This window comes from Vibrio sp. TH_r3, from assembly GCF_033101115.1.
Taxonomy (GTDB): domain Bacteria; phylum Pseudomonadota; class Gammaproteobacteria; order Enterobacterales; family Vibrionaceae; genus Vibrio.
Window position 1 is genome coordinate 1 of record NZ_JAWMPW010000014.1, and the last position, 15,866, is coordinate 15,866.

At 39.8% G+C, this 15,866-nt stretch carries 14 protein-coding genes; 12 read left to right on the forward strand and 2 right to left on the reverse strand.

Features of this window, described 5'->3' with window-relative positions; genetic code table 11:
* Positions 1 to 52: 52 nt before the first annotated feature.
* Positions 53 to 1,666: an L-aspartate oxidase gene (gene nadB, locus R3X26_RS12210; RefSeq protein ID WP_317717603.1), complete on the reverse strand. Its 1,614-nt coding sequence runs from the start codon at positions 1,664 to 1,666 to the stop codon at positions 53 to 55.
* Between the two features lie 410 nt (positions 1,667 to 2,076).
* On the opposite strand from nadB, the gene rpoE reads away from it, so the two are divergent.
* The 11 genes from rpoE to acpS all read left to right on the forward strand — a co-directional run bounded on the left by rpoE (position 2,077) and on the right by acpS (position 11,421).
* The gene (gene rpoE / locus R3X26_RS12215) at positions 2,077 to 2,655 is read left to right on the forward strand and encodes an RNA polymerase sigma factor RpoE (RefSeq protein ID WP_317717604.1); all 579 of its coding nucleotides are present in this window, start codon (positions 2,077 to 2,079) and stop codon (positions 2,653 to 2,655) included.
* Between the two features lie 43 nt (positions 2,656 to 2,698).
* Positions 2,699 to 3,361, forward strand: a complete 663-nt coding sequence (locus R3X26_RS12220; protein ID WP_317717605.1) for an RseA family anti-sigma factor — start codon at positions 2,699 to 2,701, stop codon at positions 3,359 to 3,361.
* Positions 3,358 to 4,350: a sigma-E factor regulatory protein RseB gene (gene rseB / locus R3X26_RS12225; protein ID WP_317717606.1), complete on the forward strand. Its 993-nt coding sequence runs from the start codon at positions 3,358 to 3,360 to the stop codon at positions 4,348 to 4,350. Before R3X26_RS12220 ends, rseB begins: the two co-directional genes overlap by 4 nt.
* 5 nt (positions 4,351 to 4,355) lie before the next feature.
* Positions 4,356 to 4,844 carry a SoxR reducing system RseC family protein gene (locus tag R3X26_RS12230; protein WP_317717607.1) on the forward strand — a complete coding sequence of 163 codons (489 nt, stop codon included), beginning with the start codon at positions 4,356 to 4,358 and terminating at the stop codon, positions 4,842 to 4,844.
* A gap of 228 nt (positions 4,845 to 5,072) precedes the next feature.
* On the forward strand, positions 5,073 to 6,866 hold the full coding sequence (lepA, locus tag R3X26_RS12235; protein ID WP_317717608.1) for a translation elongation factor 4: 1,794 nt from the start codon (positions 5,073 to 5,075) through the stop codon (positions 6,864 to 6,866).
* Between the two features lie 83 nt (positions 6,867 to 6,949).
* A complete protein-coding gene (lepB, locus tag R3X26_RS12240) occupies positions 6,950 to 7,846 on the forward strand; it encodes a signal peptidase I (protein ID WP_317717609.1) in 897 nt (298 codons plus the stop codon).
* Positions 7,847 to 7,856: 10 nt separating this feature from the next.
* Positions 7,857 to 8,537, forward strand: coding sequence for a ribonuclease III (gene rnc / locus R3X26_RS12245; protein ID WP_317717610.1), 681 nt, complete (start codon positions 7,857 to 7,859; stop codon positions 8,535 to 8,537).
* Positions 8,530 to 9,501, forward strand: a complete 972-nt coding sequence (gene era / locus R3X26_RS12250; protein ID WP_317717611.1) for a GTPase Era — start codon at positions 8,530 to 8,532, stop codon at positions 9,499 to 9,501. The genes rnc and era overlap by 8 nt, the downstream gene beginning before the upstream one ends.
* A 72-nt stretch (positions 9,502 to 9,573) precedes the next feature.
* On the forward strand, positions 9,574 to 10,302 hold the full coding sequence (gene recO, locus R3X26_RS12255) for a DNA repair protein RecO (RefSeq protein ID WP_317717612.1): 729 nt from the start codon (positions 9,574 to 9,576) through the stop codon (positions 10,300 to 10,302).
* Positions 10,299 to 11,030, forward strand: a complete 732-nt coding sequence (pdxJ, locus tag R3X26_RS12260; protein WP_317717613.1) for a pyridoxine 5'-phosphate synthase — start codon at positions 10,299 to 10,301, stop codon at positions 11,028 to 11,030. The genes recO and pdxJ overlap by 4 nt, the downstream gene beginning before the upstream one ends.
* 4 nt (positions 11,031 to 11,034) lie before the next feature.
* Positions 11,035 to 11,421 carry a holo-ACP synthase gene (gene acpS, locus R3X26_RS12265; RefSeq protein WP_317717614.1) on the forward strand — a complete coding sequence of 129 codons (387 nt, stop codon included), beginning with the start codon at positions 11,035 to 11,037 and terminating at the stop codon, positions 11,419 to 11,421.
* A 102-nt stretch (positions 11,422 to 11,523) separates the two neighbouring features.
* Here the strand turns inward: acpS and barA are convergent, their stop codons facing one another.
* Positions 11,524 to 14,310, reverse strand: coding sequence for a two-component sensor histidine kinase BarA (gene barA / locus R3X26_RS12270; protein WP_317717615.1), 2,787 nt, complete (start codon positions 14,308 to 14,310; stop codon positions 11,524 to 11,526).
* Between the two features lie 134 nt (positions 14,311 to 14,444).
* On the opposite strand from barA, the gene rlmD reads away from it, so the two are divergent.
* Positions 14,445 to 15,791 carry a 23S rRNA (uracil(1939)-C(5))-methyltransferase RlmD gene (rlmD, locus tag R3X26_RS12275; RefSeq protein ID WP_317717616.1) on the forward strand — a complete coding sequence of 449 codons (1,347 nt, stop codon included), beginning with the start codon at positions 14,445 to 14,447 and terminating at the stop codon, positions 15,789 to 15,791.
* Positions 15,792 to 15,866: the final 75 nt, after the last annotated feature.

Below are 15,866 nucleotides of genomic sequence, written 5' to 3' on the forward strand. Positions count from 1 at the left end.
GTGATTTAATCACTCCTTTTCACTTCAACTTTCGTTATCGATAATCTTCACTTTAGTCGTCTTTATTTGGACTTAATATAGTTGGGCCTGAGTTCTCAACTCTGTCAGGATAGTCGAGTGTATAGTGCAATCCTCGGCTTTCTTTACGTTGCATGGCGCAACGAACCATCAATTCAGCCACTTGCAGTAGATTTCTCATCTCAAGTAAGTTATTCGATACTCTGAAATTGCTGTAATAGTCGTGCGTCTCTTGTTGCAACATTTGGATTCGTCGCATAGCACGCTCCAGGCGTTTATCTGTTCGAACTATTCCCATGTAATCCCACATGAATAATCTTAGTTCGTGCCAGTTATGTTGAATTACCACTTCTTCGTCTGAATTACATACTTGGCTCTCATCCCAAGCAGGCACTTCTGGAGGTAATTTAGCACCATTTATATTGGCTAGAATGTCTTTTGCTGCTGACCAAGCATACACAACGCATTCAAGTAGAGAATTCGACGCCATTCGGTTGGCTCCGTGGAGCCCAGTATAGCTAACTTCCCCAATCGCATATAACTGTTTAAGATCGGTTTGTCCCTGTTGATTAACCATCACTCCACCACAGGTATAGTGCGCAGCAGGAACAATCGGAATTGGCTCTTTGGTCATATCAATACCAAGATCTTGTAATCGTAGATGAATTGTCGGGAAATGTTTTTCGATAAAATCAGCCGGTTTATGGCTGATATCTAAAAACATACAATCCGCACCCAGACGTTTCATTTCAAAGTCGATTGCTCGGGCAACTACGTCTCTTGGTGCTAGTTCTCCTCTTTTATCGAAATCGGGCATAAAACGAGTGCCGTCAGGACGAAGAAGAAAGGCACCTTCACCTCTTAATGCTTCTGTAAGCAAAAAGTTACGAGCTTCAGGATGGTATAAACAAGTTGGATGAAATTGATTAAATTCCAAGTTAGCGACTCGACAACCTGCACGCCATGCCATGGCGATACCATCACCAGATGAAACATCCGGATTAGAAGTATATTGATACACTTTAGAGGCGCCGCCGGTTGCCAATACCACAAATTTAGCGCGTACAGATTCAACGTGTTCATCATTACGATTCCAGATGTAGGCTCCGATAACTTTATCTTTGTCACCGCCAACTTTATCTTCGGTAATAAGATCTAACGCGTTATAACGTTCGAATATGGTAATGTTTGGATGGTTAAGTACATTATCTTGCAGCGATGTTTGCATTGCCATTCCAGTCGCATCTGCTGCATGCAAAATGCGGCGATGGCTATGCCCACCTTCGCGAGTTAAATGGTAGCGAGGTTTTTCATCGGAATAATTTTCATCACGGTCAAAGGGCAGTCCGCCATCAATTAGCCACTGTACGCACTCTTTTGCGTTTTGAGCAATAAATTGAACGGTTTCTTTTTCGCAAAGATCCCCACCGGCAATAAGAGTGTCCTCCACATGCGATTCAATACTATCCGACTCATCAAATACTGCTGCAATTCCACCTTGAGCATAAAAGGTTGAACCCTCACTTCTAGGGCCCTTGCTTAATACGATGACTTTTGCATGTTCTGCTATACGCAGAGCTAATGAAAGACCGGCAGCTCCACTACCAACAACTAATACATCACACTGGTGATCTCTATTCGTGTCCATAAATTTATACAGTTCCTGTTTAGAGGCGAAAACGTCGCCCCCTCAAAATACCTCAGCTACATCACTGATTATGTGACTAAAAGGCTTTACCTTCAAATTTCTTTCATCAATTGAAGCTAAGAATAGTTGCATTTACTTATTTTCGCCCTCACTATCCTCATGAAATGGAACGTAGAGTTTTTGATAAGAGCAGTAACAATTTGTCTGTAATTATAACTCAGTTCCTTCCAAGCGAGTAAATTCATCACTAAGTTCAATAAAGTTGATATTATATTCAGAATTATTGAACTTTTTAAATTTGCTAGAGTCACAATAGTGCTCATGTAAGTGGTGGTGTCAACACTACATTTTGCATAATAAAAGCTCATATCTGAGAAGATAAGGCCGATAACATAGGAGTATGTGCTCGAATGAACGAGCAGTTGACAGATCAAGTACTCATTGAGCGAGTTCAGAATGGAGATAAACAAGCTTTTAATCTTTTGGTCATAAAATACCAAAATAAAGTATGTAATCTTATCTCTAGGTATGTAGGTAATTCTGGTGATGTACAAGACGTAGCACAAGAAGCGTTTATTAAAGCTTATCGTGCCATCCCTAACTTTAGAGGGGAAAGTGCGTTTTATACGTGGCTCTATAGAATTGCCGTTAATACTGCGAAGAATCACATCGTTGCACAAGGTCGAAGACCTCCTGCTAGTGATGTGGACGCTGATGACGCTGAATATTACGAAACAGGCAGTGCGTTAAAAGAAATATCGAACCCTGAGAACTTAGCGTTGTCCAAGGAACTGAAACGCGTCGTTTTTAATGCGATAGAAGCACTGCCGGAAGATTTAAAAACAGCAATGACGTTACGAGAGCTCGATGGTTTAAGTTATGAAGATATTGCTGAAGTTATGGATTGCCCTGTTGGGACAGTCCGTTCACGAATTTTTCGCGCAAGGGAAGCGGTAGAAAAGAAAATTCAACCGCTTTTGCAACATTAATGTTTTTTCTGGTATCAACCAGAATACTAATATGGTGAATCGAATGGCTGACAAAGAACTACTTTCAGCACTCATGGATGGACATACTGTTGATCAAGCTCTAATTGAAGAGCTAGAACAAAATGTTGAAAGTCAGGATACTTGGAAAAATTATCACCTCATTGGCGATGTTATGAGAGGTGAGTCTCCTGAAACAGTAAATTGGAATATTGCTGAAAGTGTCGCGGCCGCGTTAGATGCTGAACCTGCACATCGTTCCGACTCTTCTCGTGTCAGTGTTACCGACTCTACTATCAAACAGATACAATCTGATGAGGTCGGTGCTACGCCACATATAGAATCACAACCAACACCAGTTGAAGTAAGACGACAACTACCTGCATGGTTAACACAAATTGGTCAGGTCGGCGTTGCTGCTTGTGTCTCTTTAGTGGTTATAGTGGGTGTTCAGCAATACGGTGATTCAGAATCATCGAGTCGTGCTATCGCATCTCAACCGGTATTACAAACTATACCGTTAACAGGTAGTGTGGAGCCAGTTAGTTTAACTCGAGAATCTGTGTCAGTAGACAAGAATAATGATGCTCAGTTAACTGAACAACGACGTCGAATTAATGCTATGTTGCAAGATTATGAATTACAGCTTCGCTTATCATCTGAAAAATCGAGCGTAGATAAAACAGAAATAGAATCGGTAATTGAATGAACAAACTTCTGATCAGTGCTTTGACACTGTTCAGTTTGATTCCAACCCAAGCCTCCGCTGAGGAGATCTCAGCTGAGGCTTTGTTGCATCAAATGAACCATGCAAGTCAGCACTTAAATTATGAATTGTCGTATATCTTAATTAAGAAAAATAGCATTGAGCCATTGCGATATATGCATGCGCTAAATCAAGAGACTGAATATGCGCATTTAGTTTATCTAAGTGGACCGATTAGAGAAGTAATACGTCGCGATAACGAAGTAAGCTATATTGAACCAGGTGTCGAACCTTTTTCGATCGAATCAGGTAATATGATTGCTCCTCTAATTCCAATGATTGATAGTGACATAAATGCTTTGAGCGAGTTTTACGATTTCGTTCTTGTTGGTCGCTCAAGGGAAGCGGGTGCTGCCACTCAAGTGGTTCGTGTTGTACCTAAAGACGGCCAACGATATTCTTATGTAATGTGGATTGACGAAAAATCTAAATTACCTCTTAGAGCGGACTTACTGGATCGTGACGGAGAAATTATCGAGCAATATCGGACGATTTCTTATACAGTTAACCAACGTATTGCAGCTGTTCTCGAACAGTTAGACAGTGTCAAACTACCTGATGTGATTTCTATGCCTAAACAGCAATCTACAGAGTCATTTTGGTCTGTAAAATGGATTCCTGCTGGATTTGAATCGCACAGTTTAAATCGCTATAACATGGTTATTACACACAAAACTGTGGAAAGCCAAATGTATAGTGATGGTTTGTTTAGTTTTTCAGTGTACGTTTCTGATAGCGATGATCTATCGTTAAAGAGTCAATTAATTCGTCAGGGACGTAGGACGTTACATAGCGTTGTTAAAGGTGAACGAGAAATTACAGTGGTAGGTGATATTCCACCTGCTACGGCTGCTAAAATAGCAACGTCAGTTGTCTTTAGTATTGAAACCAAAGATCCAGACCAAGCAGCCTCTCCAGTTAAAGAGGAATAAATAAAATGATGACAGCACTCGCTACCGTTGTGTCCGTTTCAGAGACAAATAACGGGTACAAAATTGACTTGTCTTGTGAACAACAAACAAGCTGTAGTAGTTGTGCGTCTAAAAAAAGTTGCGGAACGGGGATGGTGTCTAAAGCCATTGGTAGTAAAAATCATAAATGGCAGCTCACTTCTTCGGTTGCAGTAAAACCTGGACAGGTAATAGAGATTGGTTTACCGGAAAAAGACTTAATTCAATTTGCTTCACTTGTATATCTATTGCCATTGTTCATGCTCATGCTTGGCGCTTTGTTCGGTGAGCAAGTGGTTAGACCAATGATAAGTGGAGGAGAAGGTTGGACTATTCTAGCATCTGCTTTGTTTATGTTTGCTGGTATATGGCTTGCGAAGGCGTTATCCACTAGACTTAAATCTGAATCAGAGCAGGTAATCACTTTACTCCGTGTTTTAGGTGAAACAATCACGCTGAGTGAATCAAAAAAATAAGCATTTTCTGCGACAAAAGAATCGCCTTTTTTCTAACGTTTATTGTTTGAAATTGTTTTATCTAATCAGGTTATTTTGAATGAAAATAACTTCAATTGACTATTTGCAGGTAAATGAAGATAGCGACAAAGACCGAAATTCGGTAGAATCGCCCAACTTGATCGAAATACCATCAAAGATGTGTATTTTTCCCATTCAATTTTACAAAGAGTTAACTCACGCCAACCTATGAAGCACATTCGCAATTTTTCGATTATCGCCCATATCGACCATGGTAAGTCGACACTATCTGACCGTTTAATCCAAGTTTGTGGAGGATTAAGTGAACGGGAAATGGATGTACAAGTTCTTGATTCTATGGATATAGAACGCGAACGCGGTATAACCATTAAGGCTCAAAGTGTCACATTAGACTATACTGCGCAAGATGGTGAAACCTATCAGCTTAATTTCATCGATACTCCTGGTCACGTAGATTTTTCTTATGAAGTTTCTCGTTCGCTTGCTGCTTGTGAAGGTGCACTACTGGTGGTTGATGCTGGCCAAGGTGTTGAGGCACAGACCGTAGCAAATTGCTATACAGCGATTGATATGGACTTAGAAGTCGTTCCAATTCTAAATAAAATAGATTTACCTGCTGCTGATCCAGAGCGCGTTTCTGAAGAAATAGAAGAAATTGTTGGTATTGATTCACTTGAAGCGACTCGCTGTTCCGCTAAAACAGGTATTGGCGTTGATCTGGTATTAGAAAATATTGTTCGAGCAATTCCTGCCCCAGAAGGGGATCCAAACGCACCACTACAAGCGTTAATTATTGACTCTTGGTTTGATAATTATCTTGGCGTTGTTTCTTTAGTGCGTATTAAAAATGGCGTATTGAAGAAAAATGATAAAATAAAAGTGATGAGTACTGGTCAAGATTGGGGGGTAGATCGAATTGGTATATTTACACCTAAGCGATTAGATACTGAACAGTTGAGTACTGGTGAAGTTGGTTGGGTAGTTTGTGGTATAAAAGATATCTTAGGGGCTCCTGTTGGTGATACGCTAACACACGCGAAAAAAGGTTGCGAAGAAGCATTACCTGGCTTCCAACGAGTTAAACCTCAGGTTTATGCTGGTCTTTTCCCTGTGTCGTCAGATGATTATGAAAATTTCCGTGATGCATTAGGTAAATTAAGCTTAAACGATGCGTCATTATTCTATGAGCCAGAAAGTTCCGCAGCTCTTGGCTTTGGTTTCCGTTGTGGATTTTTGGGTATGCTCCACATGGAAATTATCCAAGAACGTTTAGAGCGTGAATATGACCTCGATCTGATCACTACAGCACCAACCGTTGTGTACGAAGTGAAGACCAATAGCGGTGATATTCTGTATGTTGATAGCCCAGCGAAGCTTCCTGCAATTAACGATATTGACGAAATTCGTGAACCAATCGCACGTTGTAATATTCTAGTACCATCAGAATATCTCGGTAATGTAATTACACTGTGTGTTGAAAAACGTGGTGTTCAGGTTGATATGGTTTATCACGGTAATCAAGTGGCCGTGACTTATGATGTGCCAATGGCAGAAGTGGTTTTAGACTTCTTTGACCGTTTGAAGTCAACATCTCGTGGTTACGCTTCTCTAGATTATAATTTTCAACGTTTTGAAGCATCAAATATGGTTCGAGTTGATGTATTACTTAATGGTGAAACGGTTGATGCTCTTGCGATTATTACTCATAAAGACATCGCTCAATCTAGAGGACGTTTGTTAGTTGAGAAAATGAAGGAATTTATTCCTCGTCAAATGTTTGATATTGCCATTCAAGCTGCAATTGGTAGTCATATTATTGCTCGTTCAACAGTAAAACAGCTGCGCAAAAACGTAATTGCTAAGTGTTATGGTGGTGATATTAGCCGTAAGAAAAAATTGTTGAAGAAACAGAAAGAGGGTAAGAAGCGCATGAAACAGATTGGTAACGTAGAGTTACCACAAGAAGCGTTTTTAGCTATTCTTCACGTAGGTAAAGATTAATCCTACATCGATAAATAAATAGTAATAAAGAAAGGGTATTGAATTGAATGCCCTTTCTTCTTTTTGGAAATAAAGGGAAACCCATGGCTAATACATTTTCACTCATCTTGGTTCTGGTTACTTTGGTTACCGGTGTTATTTGGTTGCTAGAAAAATTAGTATGGGGAAAAAAGCGACAATTAAAAGCATCAGAAGTACAAGCGCAAACTAGCGGGCTATCTGATGATGTAGCAAATAAGATCACTGCACAACCTTGGTGGGTAGAGAACAGCGTTTCTATTTTTCCTGTTATCGGGTTTGTACTGATTCTTCGCTCTTTTATCTATGAACCTTTCCAAATTCCATCTGGTTCTATGATGCCAACTTTACTAGTTGGTGATTTTATCCTAGTGGAAAAATTTTCCTACGGTATTAAAGATCCTGTGTTTCGTTCTAAATTGATTGAAACAGGTAAACCAGAGCGTGGTGATGTGGTGGTATTCAAATATCCCCCTCAACCTAATATTGATTATATAAAGCGCGTAGTTGGTATGCCAGGTGATACTGTGCGTTATAATAGTAAAAAAGAAATATGTATTCAGCCTCAGGGAGAGACAAGCTGCACACAAGTTGCACTATCTAACGTTGTAAAAAGTCAGTTTCAGCAACAAGGTGTTCCGCTTATTCAATTGGATGAGAAACTTGGTAGTGTAGAGCATCAAATTTTGGTTAATCCACTACGTCAAGATCAGACTGCGGCTTATCATCCGCGCAGTGGTGTTGGTGAGTGGGTTGTGCCTAAAGAACAGTACTTTGTGATGGGGGATAACCGTGACAATAGTGCAGATAGCCGCTTTTGGGGCTTTGTACCTGAAGCGAATTTAGTTGGTAAAGCTGTCGGTATTTGGATTAGCTTTGAGTTTGAACGTAGTGCAAGCAGTGTACTGCCTTCATGGATCCCTACCGGTGTGCGTTTTAGTCGCGTCGGTGGCATAGATTAATAGAGAGAGCATGGTTACTATTCCTATCTCCAAGTTAGAGAACAAGATCGGTTATCATTTTAATGATGCTGGTCTTCTTCATTTGGCGTTAACACATCGTAGCGCCAATGGAACACATAATGAACGTCTTGAATTCTTGGGCGATTCAATTTTAAGTTTTGTCATTGCAGATGATCTCTATCATCGTTTCCCTAAAATAGACGAAGGGGACATGAGCCGCATGCGTGCCACTCTAGTCCGAGGAAAAACCCTAGCCGAGCTTGGGCGAGAATTTGTCTTAGGAGATTACTTAAAATTAGGTCCAGGTGAGTTAAAAAGTGGTGGTTTTCGCCGTGATTCAATTCTTGCTGATGCAGTAGAAGCAATTATTGGTTCAATCTACCTTGATAGTGATATTGAGGTAGTAAGAGGAATCATTCTCGCTTGGTACAAATCTCGTCTTGATTCGATTGAACCAGGTGTGTCACAAAAAGATCCGAAAACACGGCTGCAAGAATTTTTACAAGGGCGTAAAAAACCTTTACCCGTTTACACTGTGACGAATATAAAAGGTGAAGCTCATAATCAAGAGTTTACCGTATCTTGTAACTTATCCGGTGTAGATAGACCGGTTATTGGAGTAGGGACTAGTCGTCGCAAAGCAGAGCAAGCCGCTGCGCAACTTGCTCTGGAGAAAATATCCAATGTCTGATGATAATAACGAATTCGATTTAGATGCTTATTTTGCTAAAAATGAGCAAGAGACGGTATCTACAGAAAACCAACATTGCGGTTTTATCGCCATTGTTGGTCGTCCTAACGTGGGCAAGTCAACGTTACTTAATCATTTGTTAGGGCAAAAAATATCGATAACATCTCGTAAGCCACAAACGACTCGTCATCGAATTATGGGTGTTGAAACCGAAGGTGATTTTCAAGCGATTTATGTCGATACGCCAGGACTGCATATTGAAGAAAAACGAGCGATAAACCGGTTAATGAACCGTGCTGCGAACAGCTCATTAAGTGATGTTAATTTGGTGTTATTCTTGGTTGACGGAACGCATTGGACTGATGACGATGAAATGGTGTTAACGAAGCTGAACAAAGCTAACTTTCCTGTTGTTTTGTGCGTGAATAAAGTCGATAACGTCAAAGATCCGAATGATGTTATGCGCCATATGCACGAACTTTCTAGCAAAATGGAATTTGTCGACGTTGTGCCTATTTCTGCCAAAAATGGTAAAAATACTGATGTATTGCGTAAACATGTACGAGAGCATTTACCTAAAGCTGAACATCATTTTCCTGAAGAGTATGTAACTGACCGTTCACAACGCTTTATGGCTTCGGAAATAGTACGAGAAAAATTAATGCGTTTTACCGGTGACGAGCTTCCGTATTCGGTAACAGTGGAAATAGAGCTATTTGACTACAACCCTGATACGGATGGCTTCCACATTAATGCTCTGATTTTGGTTGAGCGTAGTGGTCAGAAGAAGATGGTTATTGGTAAAGGTGGCGAAAAAATAAAAACGATTGGTCGTGAAGCTAGACTGGATATGGAAGAATTATTTGGTCGTAAAGTGTATTTAGAAACATGGGTAAAAGTGAAATCTGGATGGGCAGACGACGAGAGAGCACTTCGTTCTCTTGGCTATATGGATGATGTTTAATCAGTTACGTATCTATTAGTTAGACTTGGCCTCTGTTTTATGAGGCCAAATATCTAAAGTTAGGGCGATTCTATGAGTGATAATTTACAACGATGCTTTGTTCTTCACCGACGTCCTTACAGTGAGTCCAGTTTAATTTTAGACGTGTTTAGCGAAGAATATGGACGTGTCACTTTGATGTCGAAAGGTGCTCGTGGTAAGCGCTCAAACCTCAAAGGTGCACTGCAACCCTTTACTCCTTTATTGATGAAATGGTCTGGCAAAAGTGGAATGAAGACACTTCGCCAGGCTGAACCGATAAGTTTGGGGCTTCCTATACATGGAATAAATCTCTATTCTGCATTATATGTCAATGAGTTACTTGGCCGTGTTATAGAAAATGAAACACCATATCCTGCCCTTTTTCATGATTATCTACACGCATTAACAGAGCTTGCCCAAGCAGAGAACCCAGAACCCGCCCTTCGACGTTTTGAATTATCATTGTTATCTGCATTAGGTTACGGTGTTGATTTTATGCACTGTGCAGGCAGTGGTGAACCGGTTGATCCCGATATGACTTATCGATTTCGTGAGCAAAAAGGATTTATTGCCAGCGTTCGTTATGACAACCTTACCTTTTATGGTAACGAACTGATTGCTATAGCAGAAAGACGTTTTTTGACTAGAGATCAGTTAAAAGCGGCAAAACGCTTTACACGAATAGCCTTAAAGCCTTATCTTGGCGGAAAACCATTAAAGAGTAGGGAACTATTTGTTGTTAGAGCAGCAAATCCCAAATTACGGAGTATAGAAAAATGAGCTCTATTTTATTAGGGGTCAATATTGACCATATTGCGACTTTACGAAATGCACGCGGTACGAAGTACCCTGATCCTATTCATGCCGCAGAAATAGCTGAAAGAGCAGGAGCGGACGGCATAACTATTCACTTACGTGAAGATCGTCGTCATATATTAGATCGTGATGTTCGAATTCTAAGAGAGACAATTCAAACGCGCATGAACTTAGAAATGGCCGTAACAGATGAAATGGTCGATATTGCCGTTCAAACTCAGCCTGAATTTGTTTGTTTAGTACCAGAAAAACGTGAAGAGTTAACCACAGAAGGTGGTTTAGACGTAAAAGGCCAGCTTGAAAAAATTAAAACCGCTACCGAAAAATTAACTGCAGCAGGTATTAAAGTTTCATTGTTTATTGATGCTGATCGTGAACAAATCGATGCTGCAAAAGCGTGCCAAGCACCATTTATCGAACTTCATACCGGTCATTATGCTGATGCAAGCACAGAACAAGATCAACAAGATGAACTTAAGAAAATTGCAGCGGCCGCAAGTTACGCTGATGATCTAGGTATAACAGTGAATGCGGGTCATGGCCTGACTTATCATAATGTCGCCGCTATTGCTGCTCTGCCTGAAGTGTATGAGTTAAACATTGGTCACTCTATTATGGGAAGAGCAGTGTTTGATGGCCTAGACAAGGCTGTCGCAGATATGAAATCAATTATGATAGAAGCTAGACGATAAGCTAATGGCGATTGTTGGGCTGGGTACAGATATAGCAGAAATTGAGCGAATAGAAAAAGCGCTGGCTAGAAATAGCCATGCTTTTGCTGAACGAATTTTATCGGTATCTGAATTGCAGACTTATTCCACGCACAAGCAGCAAGGTCGCTATTTAGCTAAACGCTTTGCTGCAAAAGAAGCCGCTGCAAAAGCTCTGGGAACTGGTATTGCCCATGGTGTAACATTCCATGATTTCGTTGTGAGCAATGATGACAATGGCAAGCCGATTCTGGTACTTTGTAACAAAGCGCAGCAAATCGCACAAAGTAAACAGGTAGCAAGTATCCATCTTTCTATTTCAGATGAAAGGCATTATGCGGTAGCCACAGTAGTTATGGAGTCAAAAGCATAATTGCCTCAAAGATATAATTGTTAACGAGATAACCATATAATTCAAATCGCGTAATCTAGGTACGTTATAACTAACGTAAATAATAACTAACGCAAATAATAACTAACGCAAATAAAGTTGCGCTGTTGTGGTCACTTTATGCATCTCATCTTGTAATTCAAACAGTTCAGGTTCAATTTCTTCTAAACTGCTTCCTGAACGTAACAGTCTTTCTATTTCCGCACATACCGCTTTAAGTTTTGGTACACCACTGTATGAACAGCTACCATGAAGTTTGTGTATATGGTGCAATAGATCTTCTATCGGATAATTACTATCGTCTAATGCTTGTTGTGCCACGATTGTTACCTCAGCGATATAATCCATCAGCATCTGCAACATTTCTTTGGCTAGATCAGCTTTATTAGCGGCTTGTTTTAATGCCATTTGCCAATCAATAATGATGTCATATTCTGCATCTACTGACTGGGTGTCTGTGATGACTTCATCAGGAATATCTAGTTTATTTACCGTTTCATTTTCATTAGGGTTCCAGTGAACTAACACTTGCTGCAATATGTGTTCTTCGATCGGCTTGGTTAAGTAATCGTCCATTCCTGCATTGAGTAAACGATCGCGTTCACCGCTCATTGCATGCGCTGTTACTGCGATAACAGGTGTTTGACTGTTGAGTTCGGTTTGTTTGATTTTTTTGCTTGCTGTCACACCATCCATATGTGGCATTTGGATATCCATTAGTACCATGTCAAATTTTTGTTTCTCTGCTTCTTCAACGGCTTGTTGGCCACTTGAACATGAAGTGACATGTTTTACTCGTTCACTCAGTAAGGCGGTAATCAGTTTCAAGTTAGCTGGATTATCATCGACAGCCATCACATTAAGCTCTAACTGATGGTTTATGGTTGGTTGTGCTATGACTGATTGTTCTAATAGCGCGCCTGTTTGTTGTTGATGCTTCGCTAGAGAGCTGAGTAGTTTTCTGCGCGATAAAGGCTTAGTCATACATTGAACTTGATAAGTCGCGGAAATTTTTTCAGCCAATGCTAGCTCTGTACTTGGTATTGCTACGATAACTTGATCTGTATAAGTTTGAGTGATAGCCACCCATTGGCTGACTTCTTCAAAGCTATTTTCTTTTTTTGGAGAAAGACTAATAAGAACACAATCTTGCTTTTCAAAATTATCTGGCACACTAGTTTGGTAGGTCACTAGTAAGCCTTCCAGACCTAATTGTTGCTGAACAATAGAGGCAGCTTGCATATTGGGTTCTATTAGTAGAACGCGTTTATTGCGTAAATATTGGCTTTCTACTTGATGCAGTTGAGGCAGATCTGTACTGGCTAAGCGAAGAGTAAACCAAAAGGTTGATCCTTGATGTAATCGACTGGTTAAGCTTATTTCACCGCCCATTTGACCAACCAGTTTTTGGGTAATAACCAAACCTAATCCAGTACCACCATAGCGTCTTGAAATACTGGCGTCAGCTTGGCTAAATGCCTGAAATAACTGAGCTTGTTGTCTTTCTGATATACCTATTCCCGTGTCTCTAACCATAAATTGCAATTCGACAATGTCATCTTTTTGCGCTCGCAATTCAACACTAATGTCGATATTGCCTCGTTCAGTAAACTTAATGGAGTTGCCCATTAAGTTTGTTAGAACTTGTTGAATCCTTAATGGATCGCCTATCAGTCCAGCTGGGATTTTAGGATCAACTTTTAAGGTGATTTCTAAGCCTTTTTCATGTGCGCTTGTGGCTTGTAAACTCACCACTTCTTCTAAGCTTTCTTGGAATTCAAAAGGAATGTTTTCTAACAGTAGTTTGCCAGCTTCGAGTTTAGAAAAATCTAAAATATCATTGATGATATTCAGTAGATTATTAGCTGAACGTTCAATGGTTTGTAAATAATCGGTTTGACTGGAAGTAAGTTGAGTTTTCAACATTTGTCGAGTAAAACCAATCACCCCATTTAGTGGTGTTCTTAGCTCATGTGACATATTTGCTAAAAATTCTGATTTTACCCTTGCCGCTTCTTGGGCGCGTTTTTTTGCAATATCTAATTCAACATTTTGTATCTCTAATTGTTCTAAGGTTTCTCTTAAATCTGATGTGGCTTGATCGATACTATGTTGCATTTCAACATGATATTCAGATAACGACATCGCCATGGCGTTAATACCATTTTTAAGCGAATCTAGTTCACCATGCATAGTGCCTTCAATACGAGAATCGAGGTGTCCTCGACGTATACGATCCACGGTTTCTTGCATGTTGGTTATTGGTTTCGTGACATCATGCATTAATCGATAAGCAAAAACACTGGAAAGTCCTAGCCCCAAGGCTAATACAACCAACGCAGTAAAGATCTCTTGGTATTGTTGCAGACGCAATGAAGAAAGATCCAACTCCATAGAAATATAACCGAGCGGTAAATTAGGGTCAGTTGCGGTTTCATTTTGTAAAGAAAACTTCCCTTCAGCAATAATTGGAGCACGTAAGATTAAATGAGAATCGACCAATTCTATATTAGTTAAAAGCGGAATAGGTTTATCATTGGGAAAAGTTAAAGAGTCAAAATTTGGATGGAAGTTTGAGGTCACGAATAGTTGATGGTTGGCATCGAATACCGCGATACTGCGTACTATGTTTGAGTTTTTCCTATGAGCATAACTGATGATGCGTCGAACGGCTTCATGGCTTTGTTCTGTCATGCCATACTCACTAGCAATAGCTAATGGTTCTAAAATACTGGTTCCAGACGATATTAATTGTGTTTCCAAGTCGTTGTAACGATTGGACGTAAAAAAAGTACTCAACAGCAAGCCTACGATGAGAGTAGGGGCTAAAGTTAGAGTGATTACACGGGCACGCAAGCCATATCTTGTCATTTTTACCTGATTACTTATTCTCTGATTACAATAGAGTCTGGATATGGGAAAATATCTTAATAGCTTAAACAAAGCATTAATATTCCACAATCACGCAGCGTTAGAATAGTGATACTAGGACAAAAGAGACCCACATGGCACGTTTTTATCAACCAAAAAAGAAAATTGTACTGGATACTAAGCATCAACAGTTTGATGTAGAAAGGTTAGATCACCACGGAGCGGGGATAGCTTGGTTAAAAAATAAACCAGTATTTATTGAAGGTACATTGCCTGGTGAAAAAGTGTTGGCTCAGTTGACCGAAAATAAAAGTAAATTTTCTCGAGCTAAATTAATTAAAATTTTAACGCCAAGTCCACAAAGAATAGAGCCGTTTTGTCCTCACTACCAAGATTGTGGTGGCTGCAATATGCAGCATTTGAGCTATGACGCGCAAATTGAATATAAACAACAATCATTAAGTCAGCTAATTACTCAGTTTTCTACTAAAAAAAATGAACCTAGAGAACAAGTGCCTTTTATCTCAGGTGATCCGCTAGGTTATCGCAGAAGAGCTAGGATCAGTCTGTATCTAAATAAAAAAAATGCTCAACTTGAATTTGGTTTTCGGAAAAAGCAAAGTAAACAGATTGTGCAAGTTAGCCAGTGTGCTGCGTTAGAGCCTAAATTAAATCAACTGCTTCCTGAACTTTACACGTTACTGTCACTTTTTAAAAAGCCAGGAGAGTTAGGGCATGTTGAACTGGCCTTAGGTGACAACCAACCTGTTGTTACTTTACGAGTAATGAAAACCTTGCCAGAACAAGATTTGTCCGCATTAATCCAGTTCGCCAAAACCCATCAGTTGAGCATGTATTTATTGGTAGAAAAAGAGCCATTGCAGCTTATTTTCGGTGAAAAACCGTCCTACAGTGAAGGGGGTTTTACTATTCCTTTTTTACCGACTAATTTTATTCAGGTGAATAGGAAAGTGAATCAACAGATGGTTGAACAAGCGATAAAATGGTTAAGTCTTGAACCGAAAGATCGAGTGCTCGACTTATTCTGTGGTCTTGGTAATTTTAGCTTACCTATTGCATTAAAAGCACATTCAGTGGTGGGAGTAGAAGGTGTTCAGGAAATGGTTGAGCAGGCTGAAGATAATGCTAAGCTCAACAATATTGATAATATTCAGTTTTACCATGCTAATTTAGAAAACGACATAATTGAAAATGATTGGGCGCAATCAAAGTTTGATAAAGTGTTGTTAGACCCAGCGAGAGCGGGTGCGGCAAGTGTTGTTGAACAACTGTCAAAGTTAGGAGTACATAGAGTAGTGTACGTTTCTTGTAATCCTGCTACGCTTGCCAGAGATAGTAAAGTTTTACTTGAACAAGGTTTCAAATTGATTCGACTAGGGATGTTGGATATGTTTCCTCATACTAGCCATTTCGAATCGATGGCTTTATTTGAACAACAGAAGGTTAAACGAACTCGCTGAATAAATGAATTTTAAACTAAGTCTAAAAATCGAGTAGTAAATACATAAAATATTTAGTGTTGTCGATATTGTGCA

What these genes read in the sequence shown, in the direction of transcription:
- rpoE (WP_317717604.1), top strand. Translation starts at nt 2,077, where the DNA reads ATGAACGAGCAGTTGACAGATCAAGTACTCATTGAGCGAGTTCAGAAT.
- rlmD (WP_317717616.1), top strand. Translation starts at nt 14,445, where the DNA reads ATGGCACGTTTTTATCAACCAAAAAAGAAAATTGTACTGGATACTAAG.
- rseB (WP_317717606.1), top strand. Translation starts at nt 3,358, where the DNA reads ATGAACAAACTTCTGATCAGTGCTTTGACACTGTTCAGTTTGATTCCA.
- recO (WP_317717612.1), top strand. Translation starts at nt 9,574, where the DNA reads ATGAGTGATAATTTACAACGATGCTTTGTTCTTCACCGACGTCCTTAC.
- era (WP_317717611.1), top strand. Translation starts at nt 8,530, where the DNA reads ATGTCTGATGATAATAACGAATTCGATTTAGATGCTTATTTTGCTAAA.
- rnc (WP_317717610.1), top strand. Translation starts at nt 7,857, where the DNA reads ATGGTTACTATTCCTATCTCCAAGTTAGAGAACAAGATCGGTTATCAT.
- pdxJ (WP_317717613.1), top strand. Translation starts at nt 10,299, where the DNA reads ATGAGCTCTATTTTATTAGGGGTCAATATTGACCATATTGCGACTTTA.
- R3X26_RS12220 (WP_317717605.1), top strand. Translation starts at nt 2,699, where the DNA reads ATGGCTGACAAAGAACTACTTTCAGCACTCATGGATGGACATACTGTT.
- nadB (WP_317717603.1), bottom strand. Translation starts at nt 1,666, where the DNA reads ATGGACACGAATAGAGATCACCAGTGTGATGTATTAGTTGTTGGTAGT.
- acpS (WP_317717614.1), top strand. Translation starts at nt 11,035, where the DNA reads ATGGCGATTGTTGGGCTGGGTACAGATATAGCAGAAATTGAGCGAATA.
- R3X26_RS12230 (WP_317717607.1), top strand. Translation starts at nt 4,356, where the DNA reads ATGATGACAGCACTCGCTACCGTTGTGTCCGTTTCAGAGACAAATAAC.
- lepA (WP_317717608.1), top strand. Translation starts at nt 5,073, where the DNA reads ATGAAGCACATTCGCAATTTTTCGATTATCGCCCATATCGACCATGGT.
- barA (WP_317717615.1), bottom strand. Translation starts at nt 14,310, where the DNA reads ATGACAAGATATGGCTTGCGTGCCCGTGTAATCACTCTAACTTTAGCC.
- lepB (WP_317717609.1), top strand. Translation starts at nt 6,950, where the DNA reads ATGGCTAATACATTTTCACTCATCTTGGTTCTGGTTACTTTGGTTACC.